Annotated in this window: 19 protein-coding genes and 1 riboswitch; of the genes, 4 read left to right on the forward strand and 15 right to left on the reverse strand. The window is 70.8% G+C overall.

What is annotated here, in order from left to right:
- Window positions 1–20 precede the first annotated feature (20 nt).
- Window positions 21–713, reverse strand: coding sequence for an SDR family NAD(P)-dependent oxidoreductase (locus Q5425_RS43420; RefSeq protein ID WP_308678287.1), 693 nt, complete (start codon window positions 711–713; stop codon window positions 21–23).
- A gap of 115 nt (window positions 714–828) precedes the next feature.
- On the opposite strand from Q5425_RS43420, the gene Q5425_RS43425 reads away from it, so the two are divergent.
- A complete protein-coding gene (locus Q5425_RS43425) occupies window positions 829–1,215 on the forward strand; it encodes a helix-turn-helix domain-containing protein (protein ID WP_308678288.1) in 387 nt (128 codons plus the stop codon).
- Window positions 1,216–1,220: 5 nt separating this feature from the next.
- Here the strand turns inward: Q5425_RS43425 and Q5425_RS43430 are convergent, their stop codons facing one another.
- Window positions 1,221–1,940 (reverse strand): GntR family transcriptional regulator, encoded by a 720-nt coding sequence (locus tag Q5425_RS43430; RefSeq protein ID WP_308678289.1) that lies wholly within the window; start codon window positions 1,938–1,940, stop codon window positions 1,221–1,223.
- A 114-nt stretch (window positions 1,941–2,054) separates the two neighbouring features.
- On the opposite strand from Q5425_RS43430, the gene Q5425_RS43435 reads away from it, so the two are divergent.
- Entirely contained in the window at window positions 2,055–2,285 is a 231-nt protein-coding gene (locus tag Q5425_RS43435) for a hypothetical protein (RefSeq protein WP_308678290.1), read from the forward strand.
- A 108-nt stretch (window positions 2,286–2,393) separates the two neighbouring features.
- Here Q5425_RS43435 and Q5425_RS43440 read toward each other — a convergent pair whose 3' ends face one another.
- From Q5425_RS43440 to Q5425_RS43470, 7 genes are all read right to left on the reverse strand, one after another.
- Complete coding sequence (locus Q5425_RS43440; protein ID WP_308678291.1) at window positions 2,394–3,761, reverse strand: L-serine ammonia-lyase; 1,368 nt, start codon at window positions 3,759–3,761, stop codon at window positions 2,394–2,396.
- Window positions 3,762–3,775: 14 nt separating this feature from the next.
- The gene (gene lipA, locus Q5425_RS43445) at window positions 3,776–4,777 is read right to left on the reverse strand and encodes a lipoyl synthase (RefSeq protein WP_308678292.1); all 1,002 of its coding nucleotides are present in this window, start codon (window positions 4,775–4,777) and stop codon (window positions 3,776–3,778) included.
- Window positions 4,774–6,048 (reverse strand): serine hydroxymethyltransferase, encoded by a 1,275-nt coding sequence (glyA, locus tag Q5425_RS43450; protein ID WP_308678293.1) that lies wholly within the window; start codon window positions 6,046–6,048, stop codon window positions 4,774–4,776. The genes lipA and glyA overlap by 4 nt, the downstream gene beginning before the upstream one ends.
- Window positions 6,048–6,425 carry a glycine cleavage system protein GcvH gene (gene gcvH, locus Q5425_RS43455; protein WP_308678294.1) on the reverse strand — a complete coding sequence of 126 codons (378 nt, stop codon included), beginning with the start codon at window positions 6,423–6,425 and terminating at the stop codon, window positions 6,048–6,050. Before gcvH ends, glyA begins: the two co-directional genes overlap by 1 nt.
- 14 nt (window positions 6,426–6,439) lie before the next feature.
- Entirely contained in the window at window positions 6,440–7,546 is a 1,107-nt protein-coding gene (gene gcvT / locus Q5425_RS43460; RefSeq protein ID WP_308678295.1) for a glycine cleavage system aminomethyltransferase GcvT, read from the reverse strand.
- 4 nt (window positions 7,547–7,550) lie between these two features.
- Entirely contained in the window at window positions 7,551–10,382 is a 2,832-nt protein-coding gene (gene gcvP, locus Q5425_RS43465; protein ID WP_308678352.1) for an aminomethyl-transferring glycine dehydrogenase, read from the reverse strand.
- A gap of 44 nt (window positions 10,383–10,426) precedes the next feature.
- A riboswitch (glycine riboswitch) is annotated at window positions 10,427–10,525 on the reverse strand.
- Between the two features lie 219 nt (window positions 10,526–10,744).
- Window positions 10,745–12,040, reverse strand: a complete 1,296-nt coding sequence (locus tag Q5425_RS43470; protein ID WP_308678296.1) for a helix-turn-helix transcriptional regulator — start codon at window positions 12,038–12,040, stop codon at window positions 10,745–10,747.
- 71 nt (window positions 12,041–12,111) lie between these two features.
- Here Q5425_RS43470 and Q5425_RS43475 point away from each other — a divergent pair, with 71 nt between their 5' ends.
- A complete protein-coding gene (locus Q5425_RS43475; protein WP_285989107.1) occupies window positions 12,112–12,309 on the forward strand; it encodes a hypothetical protein in 198 nt (65 codons plus the stop codon).
- Here the strand turns inward: Q5425_RS43475 and Q5425_RS43480 are convergent.
- From Q5425_RS43480 to Q5425_RS43495, 4 genes are read right to left on the reverse strand one after another with little or no spacing between them, the layout of a single operon-like run.
- Window positions 12,306–13,073 carry a 3-oxoacyl-ACP reductase gene (locus tag Q5425_RS43480; RefSeq protein WP_308678297.1) on the reverse strand — a complete coding sequence of 256 codons (768 nt, stop codon included), beginning with the start codon at window positions 13,071–13,073 and terminating at the stop codon, window positions 12,306–12,308. The two genes, Q5425_RS43475 and Q5425_RS43480, sit on opposite strands and share 4 nt — an antisense overlap.
- A complete protein-coding gene (locus Q5425_RS43485) occupies window positions 13,073–14,440 on the reverse strand; it encodes an aldehyde dehydrogenase family protein (RefSeq protein ID WP_308678298.1) in 1,368 nt (455 codons plus the stop codon). The genes Q5425_RS43480 and Q5425_RS43485 overlap by 1 nt, the downstream gene beginning before the upstream one ends.
- Window positions 14,437–15,153 carry a gamma-glutamyl-gamma-aminobutyrate hydrolase family protein gene (locus tag Q5425_RS43490; protein ID WP_308678299.1) on the reverse strand — a complete coding sequence of 239 codons (717 nt, stop codon included), beginning with the start codon at window positions 15,151–15,153 and terminating at the stop codon, window positions 14,437–14,439. Before Q5425_RS43490 ends, Q5425_RS43485 begins: the two co-directional genes overlap by 4 nt.
- Window positions 15,134–16,498: a glutamine synthetase family protein gene (locus Q5425_RS43495; RefSeq protein WP_396135371.1), complete on the reverse strand. Its 1,365-nt coding sequence runs from the start codon at window positions 16,496–16,498 to the stop codon at window positions 15,134–15,136. Before Q5425_RS43495 ends, Q5425_RS43490 begins: the two co-directional genes overlap by 20 nt.
- Before the next feature lie 210 nt (window positions 16,499–16,708).
- Here Q5425_RS43495 and Q5425_RS43500 point away from each other — a divergent pair, with 210 nt between their 5' ends.
- On the forward strand, window positions 16,709–17,233 hold the full coding sequence (locus tag Q5425_RS43500) for a general stress protein (RefSeq protein ID WP_308678300.1): 525 nt from the start codon (window positions 16,709–16,711) through the stop codon (window positions 17,231–17,233).
- An 87-nt stretch (window positions 17,234–17,320) separates the two neighbouring features.
- On the opposite strand, the gene Q5425_RS43505 is transcribed toward Q5425_RS43500, so the two are convergent.
- Window positions 17,321–18,541: an HAAS signaling domain-containing protein gene (locus tag Q5425_RS43505; RefSeq protein ID WP_308678301.1), complete on the reverse strand. Its 1,221-nt coding sequence runs from the start codon at window positions 18,539–18,541 to the stop codon at window positions 17,321–17,323.
- A complete protein-coding gene (locus Q5425_RS43510; protein ID WP_308678302.1) occupies window positions 18,538–18,861 on the reverse strand; it encodes a PadR family transcriptional regulator in 324 nt (107 codons plus the stop codon). Before Q5425_RS43510 ends, Q5425_RS43505 begins: the two co-directional genes overlap by 4 nt.
- Between the last annotated feature and the right edge of the window lie 94 nt (window positions 18,862–18,955).

Consider the following 18,955-nt stretch of genomic DNA (forward strand, 5'->3'; position numbering starts at 1 on the left):
ATCCTGTGAAGACCGGTTTCTCAGTGCCCACCGGCGACGAGCGCGCGGAACGCGGTCAGGTCGCCGATGACTTCCTCGACGCGGTCCGGCTGCCGGTACAGGCGGTGGTAGCGGGCGCCGATGGCATCCGGATCGGCCTCGCCTCCGCCGGGAACGACCCCCGAAGCGATCGTCACCGTGGCCGCGTGAATGCCTTCGGGCCGGAGTTCGGCGTGCAGCGTGTGCGCCCAGTTGCGCAGACCGGCCATGGCGGCCCCCACGTTGGCCAGGAACGGTGCGGGAACCATGGAGGACACGCCGGTGGTCAGCAGCACTGTGCCCGCACCCCGGGCGCGCATGCCCGGCAGGACCTGGCCCACGGCGGCCACCGCACCCAGCAGGTGCAGCTCGAACTGCGCGGTCACCGACTCGGCCGTGGTCTGCACCGCGGTGGTGATCGGCCCCGACGGGCTGGGGCTGTACTCCAGGACATCGACCGGCCCCAGGGCATCCGCGGCCGCCTCGATCGCCGAAGTCAGCGCAGCGCGATCAAGGATGTCCGCGGCGAACGCCGCAGCACTGATGCCCTGCCCGGCCAGGTCCGCGACCAGGGCGTCCAGCCTGCCCTGGGTGCGGGCGATCAACCCGACCCGGAACCCGCGACGCCCGAAGGCGCGGGCCACGCCCATCCCCAGCCCCGGCCCGGCACCGACGATCACCAACGTCTTGCTCATCCCACGTCTCTCCCTGCCCGCAGCTGGTTACTCTTTGTTCGTAAGAGGATGACTTGTCACCACGTGGATGATCAAGACGGCACATTCACGTCCGCTACGCACACCGAGGTAACCGATGGCAGCGCACGACGACGGCGGGGAACCGGCCGAAGAGGTCTGCCGGCAGGTCCTCCGGATCCTGGCGCTCATCGGCGACAAGTGGACCATCCTGGTCGTCGGGCAGCTCCGCGATCGCACCCTCCGCTTCGGCGAGCTCCACCGCGCTGTCACCGGCATCTCGCAGCGCATGCTCACCCGGACGCTGCGGCAGCTCGAACGCGACGGCCTGCTGACCCGCACCGTCCACCCCAGCGTTCCCCCACGCGTCGAATACACGCTCACCGAGGTCGGTGCCACGCTGCTCGGCTCCCTCACCCACCTCGCCGACTGGGCGACCACGCACCGGCGACAGATCACGGCCCACCGTCGCCGCTACGACGCGGCCCACCGGGACAACGGCTGAAGAACTTACGACAGGAAAGCGCGCAGCAGCGACGCCGTGCCCTCGATGTGCTCCGCCATCGCGAGCCGCGCGGCGGGTGCGTCGCCGGCCAGTATCGCGTCGACGATCGCCTCGTGCTGGGCGTTCGAGTGCTCGAGGTTGGGCGGGAGCAGGGGGATCCGGTCGAGCAGCTGGTTGACGCGGGTGCGGGCGTCGGCCATCGCCGTCGTCAGCGAGCCGGACGCGGTCACCTCGGCGATGGCCAGGTGCAGCCGGGAGTCCTTGCGGCGGTAGTCGTCGAGGTCGGCGTGCGCGGCCTCGGCGAGCGTGCCGGTGAGGTGCTGCCGGTCGGCCGGGCTCAGCGACCGCGCGGCGGCCATCTCCGCGGCCCCGGTCTCGAGGACGTACCGCAGGCTCAGCGCGTCTTCCAGCGAAACGGCGTCGACCTTGCCGCCGGGCTCGGGCGGGGCGGGCAGGCTGTCGTTCACGAAGGTGCCGCCGTACCGCCCCCGGCGTGACTCGACGTAACCGGCGTCGGAGAGCGCGCGGATGGCTTCGCGCAGCGTGACGCGGCTGACGCCGAGCCGCTCGGCGAGTTCCCGCTCGGACGGGAGCCGCTCCCCCGCGCCGACCACGCCCAGCCGGATCGCCTGCAGCAGCCGCTCGACGGTCTCCTCGAAGGCGTTACCGGTGCGGACCGGCCGGAACAGCGCTTCGCCGGCATTCACCACCGGGGTCGACTCCATCCCGAGAGTCTAGGCCGCGGCACCTTCGGAGTGGCCAGCCCCGGTCGCTGTCGGTGACACTGGCCGTTCGCCCGCGGAAAAACCGGTGGAAGCGGACGGCCACGGTCGGCGACGATGGAGTCACCGACACCGAACATCGACGCAGGGGGCGATCCGGTGCACTTCCTGATGGCCGAAGATCTGGTCCACGAACGAGAAGGCGAGCTGCGCCGCGGCGTGCGCAACCGCCCACCCGGCCGCGCGGCGCCGAGCCGTGCCCCGGGAACGCGCAAGCAGCAACTGGGCTGGCGCCTGGTCGAAGTGGGCCTGCGGCTGGCCGTGGAGCCGGAGGACCGCCACTCCTGACACCACCGCCGCGTCACTTTCCCTGCGAAAGCTCCGCTTCGCGGGGCGGAGCTTTCACGTGAAAGCTCCTGACGGGGGCGGCACTTTCACGTGAAAGTGCCGCCGGGGTCAGCACTCGATGACGTTCACGGCCAGGCCGCCGCGGGCGGTTTCCTTGTACTTCACGCTCATGTCCGCGCCCGTCTCGCGCATCGTCTTGATCGCCTTGTCCAGCGTCACCACGTGGCTTCCGTCGCCGCGCATCGCCATGCGGGCCGCGTGGATCGCCTTGGACGCGCCCACCGCGTTGCGTTCGATGCACGGGATCTGGACCAAGCCGCCGACCGGGTCGCACGTCAGGCCCAGGTGGTGCTCCACGCCGATCTCGGCCGCGTTCTCCACCTGCGCCGGCGAGCCGCCGAGGACTTCCGTCAGGCCCGCCGCCGCCATGGCCGACGCCGAGCCGACCTCGCCCTGGCAGCCGACCTCCGCACCCGAGATCGAGCCCGTCTGCTTCAAGATCGAGCCGATCGCGCCCGCCGTGAGCATGAACTTCACGATGCCGTCGTCCGTCGAGTGCCGGATGAAGCGCTGGTAGTAGTGCAGCACCGCCGGGATGATGCCCGCCGCGCCGTTGGTCGGCGCCGTCACCACCCGGCCGCCCGCGGCGTTCTCCTCGTTGACGGCGAGGGCGTACAGGCTCACCCAGTCCATCGCGTACAGCGGGTCGTCCGCGCCGTCCTCGGCCAGGAGCTTCTCGTGCAGCGCGCGGGCCCGCCGCGGCACCTTCAGGCCGCCCGGCAGGACACCATCGTGGGTGCAGCCGTTGCGGACGCACTCCGCCATGACCGCCCAGATCGCCAGCAGCCCGTCCCGCACTTCGTCGCGCGTGCGCCAGGACAGCTCGTTCGCCAGCATGATCTCGCTGATCGGCAGGCCGGTCGACGCGCAGTGCGCCAGGAGATCGGCCCCCGTGCGGAACGGGTACGGCACCGGCGTCGAGTCCTCGACGAACACCGCGTCCGTCTCGTACGACTCGTCGCGGACGAACCCGCCGCCCACCGAGTAGTACGTGCGTTCGCGCAGCAGCGAACCCGAAGCGTCGAACGCGCGGAAGACCATGCCGTTCGGGTGGGCGGGCAAGGACTTGCGGCGGTGCATGGTGAGGTCGGTGTCCTCGTCGAACGCGATCTCGTGCGTGCCGGCCAGGACCAGCCGCCCGGATTCGCGGATTTCGGAGACGCGGCCCGGCACGGTGCCGGTGTCGATCTCTTCGGGACGTTCACCCGACAGCCCGAGCAGGACGGCTTTGTCGCTGCCGTGGCCGAACCCGGTCGCGCCCAGGGAGCCGAACAGCTCGGCCTGGACGCGGGACACCGAGGCGAGGTCGTCGCCGAGTCCGTCCACAAAGGTCAGTGCCGCCCGCATCGGCCCGACGGTGTGGGAACTCGACGGGCCGATGCCGATGGAAAACAGGTCGAAGACGCTGATCGCCATTGATCCGCCCCTTCCTATCGGGCCAGCAGCGAGCTGGCCTCTTGCGAGGCCGGGCCCTGGTCGGCGAGGTGCAGCAGGTTCTCCGGCAGCTCTTCTCCACGGTAACGCTTGGTCTGGGCGTAGAGGCGTCCGGCGCGGTAGGACGAGCGCACCAGCGGCCCGGCCATGACCCCCGCGAAACCCATCGCCTCGGCCGCCTTGGAGTGCTCCACGAACTCCTCCGGCTTCACCCAACGATCCACCGGGTGATGCCGCGGCGACGGCCGCAGGTACTGCGTGATCGTCAAAATCTCGCACCCCGCGTCAACCAGGTCCCGCATCGCCGGCGCCACCTCATCCGGAGTCTCACCCATCCCCAGGATCAAGTTCGACTTCGTCACCAACCCGGCCTCACGCGCCGCCGTGATCACCTCCAACGACCGCGCATACCGGAACCCCGGACGAATCCGCTTGAAAATCCGCGGCACCGTCTCCACGTTGTGCGCCAACACCTCCGGCCGCGACCCAAAAACCTCCGCCAGCTGCGCCGGATCCGCATTGAAATCCGGAATCAACAACTCCACACCCGTACCCGGGTTCAAGTCATGAATCTGACGCACAGTCTCCGCGTAAAGCCACGCACCACCGTCAGGAAGGTCATCCCGGGCCACACCGGTCACCGTCGAATACCGCAACCCCATCGCCTGCACCGACTCGGCAACCTTCCGCGGCTCCGTCCGGTCCAGCTCGGCGGGCTTACCCGTATCGATCTGGCAGAAGTCACAACGGCGGGTGCACTGATCCCCACCAATCAAGAAAGTGGCCTCCCGGTCCTCCCAGCACTCATAGATGTTGGGACAACCAGCCTCCTCACACACCGTGTGGAGACCCTCGCGACGCACAAGACCCTTGAGCTCGGTGAACTCCGGCCCCATCCGCACCCGCGTCTTGATCCACGACGGCTTCTTCTCGATCGGCGTCTCACTGTTGCGAACCTCGAGACGCAGCAGCTTCCGGCCGTCGGGCTGGGCGCTCATCGGGACAGGTCCGCGTACAGCGGGTGCTTCTTGGCCAGCGTCTCGACGCGGTCGCGGAGCTTGGCCCGCACCGCGTCGTCGAAGTCCGGCTTGAGGGCTTCCGCGATGACGTCGGCGACCTCGGCGAAGTCGTCGGCGCCGAAGCCGCGGGTGGCCAGCGCCGGCGTGCCGATCCGCAGGCCGGAGGTGATCATCGGCGGGCGCGGGTCGAACGGGACGGCGTTGCGGTTGACCGTGATGCCGACCTCGTGCAGCCGGTCCTCGGCCTGCTGGCCGTCCAGCGCGGACCGGACCAGGTCGACGAGCACCAGGTGGACGTCGGTGCCGCCGGTCAGCACGCGCACGCCCGCCGCCGCGCAGTCGTCCTGTGAAAGCCGCGAAGCGAGGATCCGCGAGCCTTCGAGGGTCCGCTGCTGACGCTCCTTGAACTCCTCGCTCGCGGCGATCTTGAGCGCGACAGCCTTGGCCGCGATGACGTGTTCGAGGGGCCCGCCCTGCTGGCCGGGGAACACCGCCGAGTTGATCTTCTTCGCCAGCTCCTCGCGGCAGAGGATGAGCCCGCCGCGCGGGCCGCCGAGGGTCTTGTGCGTGGTCGTGGTGACGATGTCGGCGTGCGGCACCGGCGACGGGTGCAGCCCGGCCGCGACCAGCCCGGCGAAGTGCGCCATGTCCACCATCAGCCGCGCGCCGACCTTGTCCGCGATCCGGCGGAACTCGGCGAAGTCGAGCTGACGCGGGTAGGCCGACCAGCCGGCGATGATCAGCTTCGGCTCGTGTTCGACGGCCAGGCGCTCGATCTCGGCGAGGTCGACGATCCCGGTTTCCTTGTCGACGTGGTAGGCGACGACGTTGTACAGCTTGCCCGAGAAGTTGATCTTCATTCCGTGCGTCAGGTGACCGCCGTGCGCCAGGTCGAGGCCGAGGATCGTGTCGCCCGGCTTGAGCACGGCGAACATCGCCGCCGCGTTGGCCTGCGCGCCCGAGTGCGGCTGGACGTTGGCGTGCTCGGCGCCGAACAGGGCCTTCGCGCGGTCGATGGCGAGCTGCTCGACGACGTCGACGTGCTCGCAGCCGCCGTAGTAGCGGCGGCCCGGGTAGCCCTCGGCGTACTTGTTGGTCAGCACCGAGCCCTGCGCCTCGAGGACGCCGACCGGGGCGAAGTTCTCGGAGGCGATCATCTCCAGGGTCGACTGCTGGCGGGTCAGCTCGGCCGCGACGGCCGCGGCGACCTCGGGGTCGACTTCGGACAGGGGCGCGTCGAAGGTCGGCATCAGTTCTCCTGGGTGAGCTTGGCGTACGCGGCGGCGTCGAGCAGGTCCGGCACGTCCCCGGTCAGACGCACCTTCAGGAGCCATCCTTCGGTGTACGGGTCGGAGTTGATGACCTCGGGGGTGTCCGATGTGGTGCCGTTCACCTCGACGACCTCGCCGGAGATCGGCGCGTACAGCTCGCTGACCGACTTGGTCGACTCGACCTCGCCGAACACCTCGCCGGCGGTGATGGCCGAGCCCGCGTCGGGCAGCTGGACGAACACGATGTCACCGAGCGACTCGGCGGCGAAGGCGGTGATGCCGACGGTGGCCACGTCGTCTTCGACGGACAGCCACTCGTGTTCCTTGGTGTACTGCAGGTTTTCGGGGATGCTCACGGTTCGTTGAGTCCTTACGCGCGGGAGTAGAAGGGCAGGGCGACGACCTCGACGGGCTCGATCCTGCCCCGGATGTCGACGGAGAGCTCGGTGCCGGGCTCGGCGTACGCCCGATCGACGTACGCCATGGCAATCGGGTAACCGAGCGTCGGCGACAGCGCGCCGCTGGTGACCTCGCCGATCTCGGTGCCGTCGGCCAGCACCGCATAACCGTGCCGCGGAGCACGTCGACCGGCGCCGCGAAGGCCGACCCGCACCCGCGGGACGTCCTCCTTGGACCGTTCTTCCAAAGCCGCGCGGCCGACGAAGTCGCCCGGCTTCTCGAACTTGACGACGCGGCCGAGCCCGGCCTCGAACGGGCTCTGCTCGACCGTGAGCTCGTTGCCGTACAGCGGCATCCCGGCTTCCAGCCGCAGCGTGTCGCGGCAAGCGAGGCCCGCCGGGACCAGGCCGTGCGGCTCGCCGGCCTCGAGCAGCAAGCGCCACAGCGCCGGTGCCTCGTCCGCGTCGACGAACAGCTCGAAGCCGTCCTCGCCGGTGTAGCCGGTGCGGGCGAGCAGGACGTCGTGGCCCTTCACGGACGCCGGGACGCTGGCGTAGTACTTCAGCGCGTCCAGGTCCGCGTCGGTGACCGCGCCGAGGATCGCCGCGGCGTTCGGGCCCTGGACCGCGATCAGCGCAGTGGTCTCGGACCGGTCGTCGACGACCGCGTCGAAGCCCGCGACCCGCTCGGCCAGTGCGTCCGCGACGACCTGCGCGTTGCCCGCGTTCGCCACGACCAGGTAGTGCTCGTCGGCCAGCCGGTAGACGACCAGGTCGTCCAGGACGCCGCCCTCGGCGTTGCAGATCATCGTGTACCGCGCGCGGCCCGGCTTGACCCCGGTGAGGTTGCCGACCAGCGCGAAGTCCAGGACGTCGGCCGCCTGCTTGCCGGTGACGTGGATTTCGGCCATGTGCGAGAGGTCGAACAGCCCGGCCGCCTCGCGGACGGCCTTGTGCTCGGCCAGCTCGCTGGCGTAGCGGACCGGCATGGACCAGCCGGCGAAGTCGGTGAACAGCGCACCGAGTCCCTTGTGGACTCCGTGCAGGGAGGTCTCTTTCGATACTTCAGCGCGAGACACGGGTTCAGCCTTCGTAAGCGTTGAGGGGCGGGCAGGAGCACACGAGGTTACGGTCGCCGCGGGCGCCGTCGATGCGACGCACCGGGGGCCAGTACTTGTTCTTGCGCGAGACACCCGCCGGGTACACGGCCAGCTCGCGGTCGTAGCGCTTGTCCCACTCCCCGACCAGCGTCTCGGCGGTGTGCGGCGCCCCGCGCAGCGGCGACTCCTCCGCGCTCCACTTCCCGGAAGCCACCTCGTCGATCTCGGCGCGGATGGCGATCATCGCGGCGATGAACCGGTCGATCTCGCCCAGGTCCTCGGACTCGGTCGGCTCGACCATCAGCGTGCCCGCGACCGGGAACGACATCGTCGGCGCGTGGAAGCCGTAGTCGATGAGCCGCTTCGCGACGTCGTCGACCGTCACGCCGGTCTCCTTGGTGATCTGGCGCAGGTCCAGGATGCACTCGTGCGCGACCAGGCCGTCCTGGCCCGTGTAGAGCACCGGGTAGTGCGGTGCCAGCCGGGAGGCGACGTAGTTCGCGGCCAGCACGGCGACCTCGGTGGCCGCGGTCAGGCCGGGCGCGCCCATCATCCGGACGTAGGCCCAGGAGATCGGCAGGATCGACGCCGAGCCGTAGGGCGCGCCGCTGATCGGGCCGACGCCGGTTTCCGGGCCGGCGGCATCGAGCAGCGGGTGGTTCGGCAGGTACGGCGCGAGGTGCGCGCGCACCGCGACCGGGCCGACACCGGGGCCGCCACCGCCGTGCGGGATGCAGAAGGTCTTGTGCAGGTTCAGGTGCGAGACGTCGCCGCCGAACTCGCCCGGCTTGGCCAGGCCCAGCAGGGCGTTGAGGTTCGCGCCGTCGACGTACACCTGGCCGCCGCCGTCGTGGACGATCTTCGCCAGCTCGTCGATGCCGTGCTCGTACACGCCGTGCGTGGACGGGTAGGTGACCATGATCGCCGCGAGCGTGTCGCGGTGGGCGTCCACCTTGGACCGCAGGTCGTCGAGGTCGACGTTGCCCTCGTCGGTGCACTTGACGACGACCACGCGCATCCCGGCGAGGACCGCGGACGCGGCGTTGGTGCCGTGCGCGGACGACGGGATCAGGCAGACGTCCCGGCCCTCGTCACCGTTCGCGCGGTGGTACGCGCGGATCGCGAGGAGCCCGGCGAGCTCGCCCTGGCTGCCCGCGTTCGGCTGCAGCGACACCTTGTCGTAGCCGGTGACCTCGGCGAGCCACTCCGCGAGCTGGGCGACGAGGACGTGGTAGCCCTCGGCGTCCTCGGCCGGCGCGAACGGGTGGATGCCGGCGAACTCGCGCCAGCTGATCGGCTCCATCTCCGTGGTGGCGTTGAGCTTCATCGTGCAGGAGCCGAGCGGGATCATGCCGCGGTCGAGCGCGTAGTCCAGGTCGGACAGGCGGCGCAGGTAGCGCAGCATCGCCGTCTCGGAGCGGTGCGTGCCGAAGACCTCGTGGCCCATGAAGCCGCTCTCGCGGGCCAGGCCGTTCGGCAGCGCGACGCCGTCTTCGACGTCCGCCTCGACGCCGAACGCGCGAAGGACCTTCGCGGTGATCGCGGGGGTGCTGACCTCGTCGAAGGCGACGCGGACGTGGTCGGCGTCGACGTGACCGAGGTTGATCCCGGTCTCGCGGGCGGCGGCGTGGACCTCGGCGGCCCGGCCTGGGACGTGCGCGACGACCGTGTCGAAGAAGGACTCGTGGACGACCTCGACGCCGGTCTTGCGGAGGGCGCCGGCGAAGCCCGCGGCGAGGCCGTGGACGCGCTGGGCGATCTTCTTGAGGCCGTCGGGACCGTGGTAGACGGCGTACATCGCGGCCAGCACGGCCGGGAGGACCTGCGCGGTGCAGATGTTCGACGTCGCCTTTTCGCGGCGGATGTGCTGCTCACGGGTCTGCAGCGCGAGCCGGTAGGCCGGGTTGCCGTCGGCGTCGACCGAGACGCCGACCAGGCGCCCGGGCAGCGACCGCTCGAGCCCGGCGCGGACCGACAGGTACCCGGCGTGCGGGCCGCCGTAGCCGAGCGGGACGCCGAAGCGCTGGGTGGAGCCCGCGGCGACATCGGCGCCGAACTCGCCCGGCGCGGTGATCAGCGTCAGCGCGAGGAGGTCGGCGGCCACGGTGAACAGCGCGCCCGCGGCCCTCGCCGACTCGGAAATCGCGTGGTAGAAGCCGCGGCCGCGCAGCACACCGGACGCGCCGGGGTACTGGACGACGACGCCGAAGAAGTCGTCCGGCAGGCCGGTCAGCAGGTCGCGGACCTCGACCTCGATGCCCAGCGCCTCGACGCGGGTGCGCACGACGGCGATCGTCTGCGGCAGGCACTCGGCGTCGAGGACGACCTTGTTCGACTTGGACTTCGACGCGCGGCGCATCAGCGTGACGGCCTCGGCGACGGCGGTCGACTCGTCCAGGAGCGAGGCGTTCGCGGTGGCCAGGCCGGTCAGGTCGGCGACCATGGTCTGGAAGTTGAGGAGCGCTTCGAGGCGGCCCTGCGAGATCTCCGGCTGGTACGGCGTGTACGCGGTGTACCAGGCCGGGTTCTCGAGCACGTTGCGGCGGATCACGCCGGGGGTGACCGTGTCGGAGTAGCCCAGGCCGATCATCTGCGTCATCGGCCGGTTGCGCGCGGCGAGGGCGCGCAGCTCCGCGGTGGCTTCCTCTTCGGACGCGGCGGGCGGGAGGACGAGGTCACGGGTGGCGCGGATGGCGCTCGGGACGGCGGCGGCGGCGAGGGCGTCCAGGCTGCCGTAACCGCACTCGGCCAGCATCTTCGCGCGTTCGGCCTCGGACGGGCCGATGTGGCGGGCGTCGAACTGCGTAGACGTGATGGGGAGCTCCTCGGGCCGGGCACCGGACAGAACGGTGCGCTGGGAACTCCCCCTCTGTCATGGCACCTGAGAGTTTCACCGTGGGCGACACGGCTTTCACCTTGGGTGAGGCGCGGGTGCGCCTGCTTTCCAGAGTGGCCTCGCGCGAAGCGGTAGCAGGTACCTGAGAGATTCCGGGGAGTTTGCTCCTTCGGTGCCCCACCGACTTCGTGAGGGCTCTCCCGCCTCGGCTCTACGGCCCGATCTGCAGTTGTGGCGGTTACGGTACCCGGCGCCGCCGACCATCGTCTACATCACCCGACCAACGCCACAGTGACCCTCGACCCCGCCTCGACGAGCGCCCACGGAAGGTCCCGAATGAGTCATTCGCGACCTCCGGCGACCCGGCGGACCACCCGGCCGGCCAGCGCCGGCGGGCGGCGGACCCGGCCCGAGGGCAGGACCAGGCGTTTCAACGGGCCGCCGAGCGGCACCGGCGGGAGGCCCGCGCCCAAAAGGACCTGCTCGACGATCTGCTCGGCGTGCCACGCCACCGAGTCGTTGAGCCGGTCCAGCGACGGCCGGTCGCCGTCGAAGATGTCCTCGTCGGCGAGCGTCACCTCGAAGTACGCGCAGCACGGCGGGACCGAGATGGCCTCCTCGATCGCCCGCGCTGCGTCGAGGGGATCGGCGAAACCCGCTTCGAGCAGCGCCGACCGGTAGATCCGGGCCGCCCGTGCCCGCATCCTCGGCCCGTACCGGACCACAACCGGGAGCCGTCCGGTCAGGTCGGGCACGGCGAGGCCGTGCAGCAGCATGATCGGCGGTACCGAGTGCACCAGCCGCGGCGCGGGCTCGGCCAGCTCGCGGGCGGTGATCCCGACCCGGTCGGCCATCGTGTCGGGGAGGCCGAAGTAGCGGAAGTCGACGTTGCCGAACCCGAGCCCGTCCGCGACCAGCGACGCCAGCAGCTCGCCGTAGCCCCAGATCGGCGACAGCACGACCACCGGCGGCGCGGCGACGACCGGCGACGGCGCGGGCGGCCGCGTCGCCTCCTGCTCGGGCACCTGGATCACCAGCCGGGGCGGCTCGTGCCAGTCGTGCACCTCCGCGACCCGCCAGTACAGCCCGAGCGGCCGCCACAGCTCGCCGAGGACGTCGTGCTCGAGCACCCGCCGGACCTCGGCGTCGGAGTACGGGAAGTCCCGCGGCGGCACGATCCCGACGTAGTGGTGGTAGGTGACGCGGACCTCGTCGCCGCGAGTGGCCGACCGGATCCGCATCTCCCAGTCGATCGGCGACGCCGCGATCGCGTTCGCCACCTGCGTACCCGGCGAGGAGTAGACGAGCGCCGTGGCCTGCCGCAAGAACTGCGCGGCCTGGTCGATGCCTTCCCGCAGGGCCTTCGCCGCCTGCGCCACGTGGACCGGCGAAGCCAGCGAATCGGGCAACACCCCGGCGACGCGCAGGAGCTCGGCCTCCCCGAGCCCGGTGACCTCGGCGAGCTCGGCCCAGTGGTCGAAGACGGTCACCTTCGGCGCGTGCCGGTGCTCGATCCAGCTGCGCAGCGTCGACGTCGGAACGCCGATGCGCCGCGCGGCCTCGTCGAGGGAGAGCCCCCGCGCGCGGATGCCGGCCCGGACCGCTTCCGCCCACTCGTCGGCGCGCCAGTGCGTCACCTCACAAAACTAACGAAACCCGCTAGCTTTGCGCAGGGACAAACCGCCCACGGCGCTCCGACGCTGGTCACATGACGACCACCATCATCGCCCTGACCCTGATCGTCGGCGTGCTGACCTTCGCCGCCGGCGCCTTCCTGGCCTCCGAAATCGCCGTGCGCGTGCTGCGCCGCCGGGAAAAGCTGGTGTCCGAGGAGCGCAAGAAACTCAACGCCGCCTGGAGCTACCTGCGGGAGGTCTACGGCGTCAAGAAACCGACCAAGCGTTAGATCGGGGTGACGTACGCGCCGGAGATGCCGCCGTCGACCAGGAACTGCGACGCCGTGATGAAGCTGGCGTCGTCGCTGGCCAGGAAGGCGACCGCGCCCGCGATCTCCTCCGGCTCGGCGAACCGGCCGACCGGCACGTGCACCAGGCGCCGCGCCGCGCGTTCCGGGTCCTTCGCGAACAGCTCCTTGAGCAGCGGGGTGTTGACCGGCCCCGGGCACAGCGCGTTGACGCGGATGTTCTCCCGCGCGAACTGCACGCCGAGCTCGCGGCTCATCGCCAGCACGCCGCCCTTGGACGCGGTGTAGGAGATCTGCGAGGTCGCCGCGCCCATCACCGCCACGAACGACGCCGTGTTGATGATCGACCCCTTGCCCTGGCGCTGCATGTGCGGCAGGACGGCCTTGCAGCAGTGGTACACCGACGTCAGGTTGACCCGCTGCACGCGGTCCCACGCCTCGATGCCGGTGGTGAGGATGGAGTCGTCCTCGGGCGGCGAGATGCCGGCGTTGTTGAAGGCGACGTCGACCGAGCCGAACTGCTCCACCGTGCTGTGGAACAGGTTCTCGACCTGCTCGGCGTCGGTGACGTCGGTCTGGATGAACGCGCCGCCGATCTCGTCGGCGGCCGCCTTGCCCTCGGCGGGGGTGAGGTCCGCGATGACGACCTTCGCACCTTCGCTCGCCAGGCGGCGGGCCGAGGCGAGGCCGATGCCGCTCGCCCCGCCGGTGATGACCGCGACGCGGCCTTCGAAACGCTGGACCATTACTCCTCCGTGCTCAGAAAGACGTTCTTGGTTTCGGTGAACGCCGCCGCGGCGTCCGGGCCGAGCTCGCGGCCGAGGCCGGACTGCTTGAAGCCGCCGAACGGCGTCCAGTAGCGCACCGACGAGTGCGAGTTGACCGAGAGGTTGCCGGCTTCGACGCCGCGCGCGACCCGGAACGCGCGGCCGGCGTCGCGGGTCCAGATCGACCCGGACAGGCCGTACTCGGTCGTGTTGGCCATCCGGATCGCGTCGGCCTCCTCCGCGAACGGCACGACGGCGACGACCGGGCCGAAGACTTCCTCCGCCGCGACCGGGTGGTGCAGGTCCGGCGGGGTGAGGACGGTCGGCGGGAACCAGAAGCCGCGGCCGGTGGGCGCGGTGCCGCGGAACGCGACCGGCGCGTCGCCGGGCACGTAGGAAGCGACCTTCTCCCGGTGCGCGGCCGAAATGAGCGGACCCATCTCGGTCTTCTCGTCGGCGGGGTCGCCGACGACGACGCCGTGCACCGCGGGCTCGAGCAGCTCCATGAACCGGTCGTACGCGCTCGTCTGCACCAGGATGAGCGACCGGGCGCAGCAGTCCTGGCCGGCGTTGTCGAAGACGCCGTAGGGCGCGGTCGCCGCGGCCTTCTCCAGGTCGGAGTCGGCGAAGACGATGTTGGCGTTCTTGCCGCCGAGCTCCAGCGTCACGCGCTTCACCTGCGCCGCGCAGCCCGCCATGATCTGCTTGCCGACCTCGGTGGAGCCGGTGAACACGACCTTCCGCACGGCCGGGTGGTCGACGAACCGCTGCCCGACCACGGACCCCTTGCCGGGCAGCACCTGGAAGACGTCCTCCGGGATACCGGCTTCGCGGGCCAGTTCGGCCAGCCGGACGGCCGTCAGCGGCGTCAGCTCGGCGGGCTTGAGGACAACGGTGTTCCCGGCGGCGAGCGCGGGCGCGAACCCCCAGCCGGCGATCGGCATCGGGAAGTTCCACGGCACGATCACGCCCACCACGCCCAGGGGTTCCTGGAAGGTGACGTTGATGCCGCCCGGCACCGGGATCTGCTGGCCGATCAGGCGTTCCGGGGCCGCCGAGTAGTAGTTGAGGACGTCGCGGACGTTGCCCGCCTCCCAGCGGGCGTTGCCGATGGTGTGCCCGGAGTTCTCGACCTCCAGCCGCGCGAGGTGCTCGATGTCGGCCTCGACGGCGTCGGCGAAGCGGCGCAGCAGCCGCGCGCGGTCGCCGGGGGTGACGTCGCGCCAGGCCGGGAACGCCGCGTGGGCGCGGGCGATCGCCGCGTCGGTCTCTTCGGCGCTCGTCAGCGGGACCGTCCGCACCACCTCCTCGGTGGCCGGGTTCAGGACGTCGAAACTGGTGGTCATCGGTTCTCCTTGCTCGCTTCGACGAGAGCCTGGAACAGCCGGACGTCGTCGGTGTCCTGCTCGGGGTGCCACTGGACGCCCAGCGTGAACTCGCCGGGCACCTCCGCGGCCTCGATCGTGCCGTCGGCGGCCCACCCGACGGCCTCCAGGCCGGCGCCGAGCCGGTCGATCGCCTGGTGGTGGTAGCACAGGGTCTTGGTTTCCGAGCCCAGGATCGCCGCCGCTCTGCTGCCCTCGGCCAGGGTGACCGTGCCCCGGCCGAACGTCGCCGGCGCGGGCTGGTGCTCGGTGGTGCCCGCGCTTTCGGGCAGGTGCTGGGCCAGGGTGCCACCGAGGGCGACGCTGATCACCTGCAGGCCGCGGCACACACCGAGCACCGGTTTGCCCGCCTTGCGCGCGGCCGCGAACAGGCCGAACTCGAAGGCGTCGCGCTCCGGCCGGACGTAGGTGGCCGGGTGCGGCTCGTGGCCGTAGCGTTCCGGCTCGACGTCGGCGCCGCCGGTGAGCACCAGCCCGTCCACAGTGGACACCAGCCGGTCGTACGCAGCCGACACCGGCGGCAGCAGCACCGGGACGCCGCCCGCCGCGACGACGCAGTCGACGTAGACCCGGTGCAGCAGCACGGCTTCGGTTTCCCAGACCAGGAACTTCGCGGGTTCCAGGTAGGCGGTGAGGCCGATGACGGGCCGGTCGTCAGAGCCGTTCGAAGCCACGGACGAGCTCCCAGTCGGTGACGGCGGCGTTGTAGGCGTCGATTTCGATCTTCGCCGCGTTCAGGTAGTGGTCGACGACGTCGTCGCCGAAGGCCGCGCGGGCCAGGTCGCTGCCGGCCAGGGCCGCGGCGGCCTCGGGCAGCGTGGTCGGCACGGTGTTCCGGCCGGAGTCGTAGGCGTTGCCGGTGAAGGGCTCTTCGAGCTCCAGCTCGTTCTCGATGCCATGGAGCCCGGCGGCGATGAGCGCGGCGACGGCGAGGTACGGGTTGACGTCCCCGCCCGGCACCCGGTTCTCGACGCGCAGCGACTCGCCGTGCCCGACGACGCGCAGGGCGCAGGTGCGGTTGTCGGTGCCCCAGGCGATCGCGGTCGGCGCGAAGCTGCCGGGCACGAACCGCTTGTAGGAGTTGACGTTCGGCGCGAGGAAGTACGTCAGCTCGTGCAGCGCGGCGAGCTGGCCGGCGAGGAAGTGCTCCATCAGCTTCGAGAAGCCGTGCTCGCCGTCCCCGGCCAGCACGGCGCGGCCCTCGGCCGAGCGCAAGCTGATGTGGATGTGGCAGGAGTTGCCTTCGCGCTCGTTGTACTTCGCCATGAAGGTGAGGCTCTTGCCCTCCTGCGCGGCGATCTCCTTGGCGCCGTTCTTGTAGACGCTGTGGTTGTCGCAGGTGCTCAGCGCGTCCGTGTAGCGGAAGGCGATCTCCTGCTGGCCCGGGTTGCACTCGCCCTTGACGGACTCCGGGTAGAGCCCGGCACCGGCCATGTCGTTGCGGATGCGGCGCAGCAGCGGCTCCAGCCGCGCGGTGCCGAGCATCGAGTAGTCGACGTTGTACTGGTTGGCGGGCTTGAGGCCGTGGTAGCGCTTGTCCCAGGCGGCTTCGTAGGTGTCGTCGAAGACGATGAACTCGAGTTCGGTGCCGACGAAGGCGGCGAGCCCCCGCTCGGCGAGCCGGTCGAGCTGGCGGCGCAGGACCTGGCGCGGCGACACCGCGACCGGACCGCCCTGCACGCGCTCGACGTCGGCCAGCACCAGCGCGGTGCCCTCGTGCCAGGGGATCTCCCGCAGCGTCTCGAGGTCGGGGCGCAGCACAAAGTCGCCGTACCCGCTGTCCCACGAGGAAAGGGCGTACCCGCCGACGGTGTTCATGTCGACGTCGACGGCGAGCAGGTAGTTGCAGGCCTCCGTGGCGTGGCCGACGACCTCGTCCAGGAAGTACTCCGCCGAGCAGCGCTTGCCCTGCAGCCTGCCCTGCATGTCGGTGAGCGCGACGAGCACCGTGTCGATCGTGCCCGCGTCCACGCGCGCCCGGAGTTCGTCGAGCGTGAGCATGCCTCGCCTGCGTGCCATCGTCGCCCCAAAGGTTTGATCTGAATCCTTTGCGGGTTCTTCCTACCCGGTGACTTAGGCTGGGTCAACTCCCGAAAAGGTATTATTTTGAACCTTTGGGGTGACGGCCGGATTGTCCGGGTTGCCCGGCTGAGAAGAGTCTGTGAATCCGCTCGATCGGGAGGAAACCGGGGCACTCGCACGTTGAACCGGGCAAGAGAGGTGAGATCGATGACCACAGCATTCACGCAGCAGACCACGATCGGACAGCAGCAGGCCCGGCCCCAGCTGCCGACCCTGCCCACCGGCTGGCCGATCGGTTCGTACGAGTCCTACGAGCAGGCACAGCGGGCGGTCGACCACCTCGCGGGCGCGGACTTCCCCGTCACCGACGTCACGATCGTGGGCGTGGAGCCGCTGCTCGTCGAGCGGGTGGCGGGCCGGATGACGTGGGGCAAGGTCCTCGGCAGCGCGGCGACGTCCGGTGCGCTGTTCGGCCTGTTCCTCGGCCTCATGCTCAGCCTGCTCAACCCGGGCGCCGGCCTGGTCCCGATCGTGATCGGCCTGGTCGCCGGGCTCGGGTTCAACCTGCTGTTCGGCGCACTGGGCTACGCGGTGAACCGGAACAAGCGCGGGTTCATCTCGCAGAGCCAGCTGGTGGCCCGCCGCTACGACGTCCTGTCCCAGCCGCGCAACGCCGAAAAGGGCCGCGCGCTGCTGGCCGACCTGGCGGCGCGCAGCGCGTTCGGCCACTGACCGGCACCGGAAGATCGAAGGCCGCCCCCGGGAGTCCCGGAGGCGGCCTTCGCCGCATCGGGAGCGGCCCCGACCGCTCCCGTCCCCCTACCTGGTCGGTGTCGCCGAGGCCGGCGGCGGGGTGGTGGTCGTGGGCGACGGCGTGGCGGACGGCACCGTCACCTTGGGGATCGCGGCACTGAACGGCACGCCCGCGAGCTCGCGGCAGGCGCCGCGGTAGCCGTTGTAGCCGTTGTAGTTGCCCTGGTCGTCGACCACGCCCTCCTCGATCTTCGGCCGGGGGAACCGGTTGTCCTCGCCGATCTTCTGCCGGCTGCCGCTCGAGCGCTCGCAGCCGTAGCGGGTCATCGTGATCGGCCTGCCCTCTTCGTCGTAGAGGTAGACCTCGGTCAGCGGCTTGCCCTCGGCGTCGAAGGCGTAGACGTTTTCGACATCGCGGCCGCCGTAGGTCAGCTGGTCGTTGCCGTAGCGGTCGGCCGAAGACGGGTAGTACGAGGACGGGTTCGAGTAGGAGCTCCCGCGTGAGAAGAGGTCGACCGCGGCACCGAAGCCGCCCAGCGCGCCGCCGATGACGAACGCCGAGATCGGCACGGCCACCCACAGCAGCCGCCGGTCGGCGCGCACCCGCGGCCCCGCCCAAAGGGCCGCGACGGCCGCGAGGATCAGGAACGGCAGCAGCAGCACCGCGTCCCGGTGCCGCAGCATGAACAGCAGCCCGAACGCGACCAGCGCGACGGCGCACAGCACCCACCACGCCGGCTTGAGCGAACCGAGGTAGCGCAGGACCTTGCCGGTGTCCTCCTGCTCGCGCCCCTTGGCCATCGTGGCGCGCAGCCACGCCACTTCCGGCAGGGCCAGCACCGGCTCGACCCCGCCGCGCAGCAGCAGCACCAGGCTGACGAGGAACACCGGCGCGAACAGCAGCAGGCCGATGAGGACGTCGGGGTCGACGGTGACGGCGGCACCGAACGCGAGCAGCGCGAACCCCAGCGCGGAGAACACGAGGCCCCACAACGCGATCCGCGGTTTCACCAGGCTGGGGGCGGTGCGGGCGAGCACCTGGGTGGCGCCTTCCCCGGCCGCCGGGTACCCGCCCGACGCGCGCAGCTCGGCGGCGTAGCTCTCGGGCGAGCCGAGCCGTTCGATCAGGGCCTCGACGCGGGCACCCTGCCCCAGCTCGGCTTCCAGTTCCGCCAGGTGCGGGCGGACGTCCTCGAGGATTTCCTCGACCTCGCTCGCGGGCAGGTCGGCGAGCGCGGTGCGGACCCGCGCCAGGTACACCCGCACGGCGGTCGGCTTGTCGCTCATGCTGCCTCTCCCAAAAGCACGTTCATCGTCGATGCGAAGCTCTGCCAGGTCTTGCCCGACTCCGCGAGGCGCACCCGGCCCGGCTCGTTCAGGCTGTAGTACTTGCGGTGGGGCCCTTCTTCGCTGGGCACCACGTACGAGGTCAGCAGGCCGGCCTTGTACAGCCTGCGCAACGTCCCGTACACCGACGCGTCCCCCACCTCGTCCAGGCCGGCGGCCCGGAGTCTTCTCAGGACGTCGTACCCGTAGCCGTCCTCTTCGCGGAGCACCGCGAGGACGGCGAGGTCGAGCACGCCCTTGAGCAGCTGACTGATCTCCACTGCACCCCTCCAGTCTTACGCTTGGAAAGGTACCACGCAATGCACAGTAGTGCGCACGGCGGAGGGCCCGCCGGCCTTGCCGAGGGCGGCGTGG

The organism is Amycolatopsis sp. A133 (genome assembly GCF_031082405.1).
Classification (GTDB): domain Bacteria; phylum Actinomycetota; class Actinomycetes; order Mycobacteriales; family Pseudonocardiaceae; genus Amycolatopsis.

Excerpts from the sequence above, each read along its gene's own strand:
- Q5425_RS43485 (WP_308678298.1), bottom strand. The coding sequence starts at position 14,440 with ATGACCACCAGTTTCGACGTCCTGAACCCGGCCACCGAGGAGGTGGTG.
- Q5425_RS43500 (WP_308678300.1), top strand. The coding sequence starts at position 16,709 with ATGACCACAGCATTCACGCAGCAGACCACGATCGGACAGCAGCAGGCC.
- Q5425_RS43425 (WP_308678288.1), top strand. The coding sequence starts at position 829 with ATGGCAGCGCACGACGACGGCGGGGAACCGGCCGAAGAGGTCTGCCGG.
- Q5425_RS43475 (WP_285989107.1), top strand. The coding sequence starts at position 12,112 with ATGACGACCACCATCATCGCCCTGACCCTGATCGTCGGCGTGCTGACC.
- Q5425_RS43430 (WP_308678289.1), bottom strand. The coding sequence starts at position 1,940 with ATGGAGTCGACCCCGGTGGTGAATGCCGGCGAAGCGCTGTTCCGGCCG.
- glyA (WP_308678293.1), bottom strand. The coding sequence starts at position 6,048 with ATGCCGACCTTCGACGCGCCCCTGTCCGAAGTCGACCCCGAGGTCGCC.
- Q5425_RS43440 (WP_308678291.1), bottom strand. The coding sequence starts at position 3,761 with ATGGCGATCAGCGTCTTCGACCTGTTTTCCATCGGCATCGGCCCGTCG.
- Q5425_RS43435 (WP_308678290.1), top strand. The coding sequence starts at position 2,055 with ATGGAGTCACCGACACCGAACATCGACGCAGGGGGCGATCCGGTGCAC.
- Q5425_RS43505 (WP_308678301.1), bottom strand. The coding sequence starts at position 18,541 with ATGAGCGACAAGCCGACCGCCGTGCGGGTGTACCTGGCGCGGGTCCGC.
- Q5425_RS43495 (WP_396135371.1), bottom strand. The coding sequence starts at position 16,498 with ATGGCACGCAGGCGAGGCATGCTCACGCTCGACGAACTCCGGGCGCGC.
- Q5425_RS43420 (WP_308678287.1), bottom strand. The coding sequence starts at position 713 with ATGAGCAAGACGTTGGTGATCGTCGGTGCCGGGCCGGGGCTGGGGATG.
- lipA (WP_308678292.1), bottom strand. The coding sequence starts at position 4,777 with ATGAGCGCCCAGCCCGACGGCCGGAAGCTGCTGCGTCTCGAGGTTCGC.
- Q5425_RS43480 (WP_308678297.1), bottom strand. The coding sequence starts at position 13,073 with ATGGTCCAGCGTTTCGAAGGCCGCGTCGCGGTCATCACCGGCGGGGCG.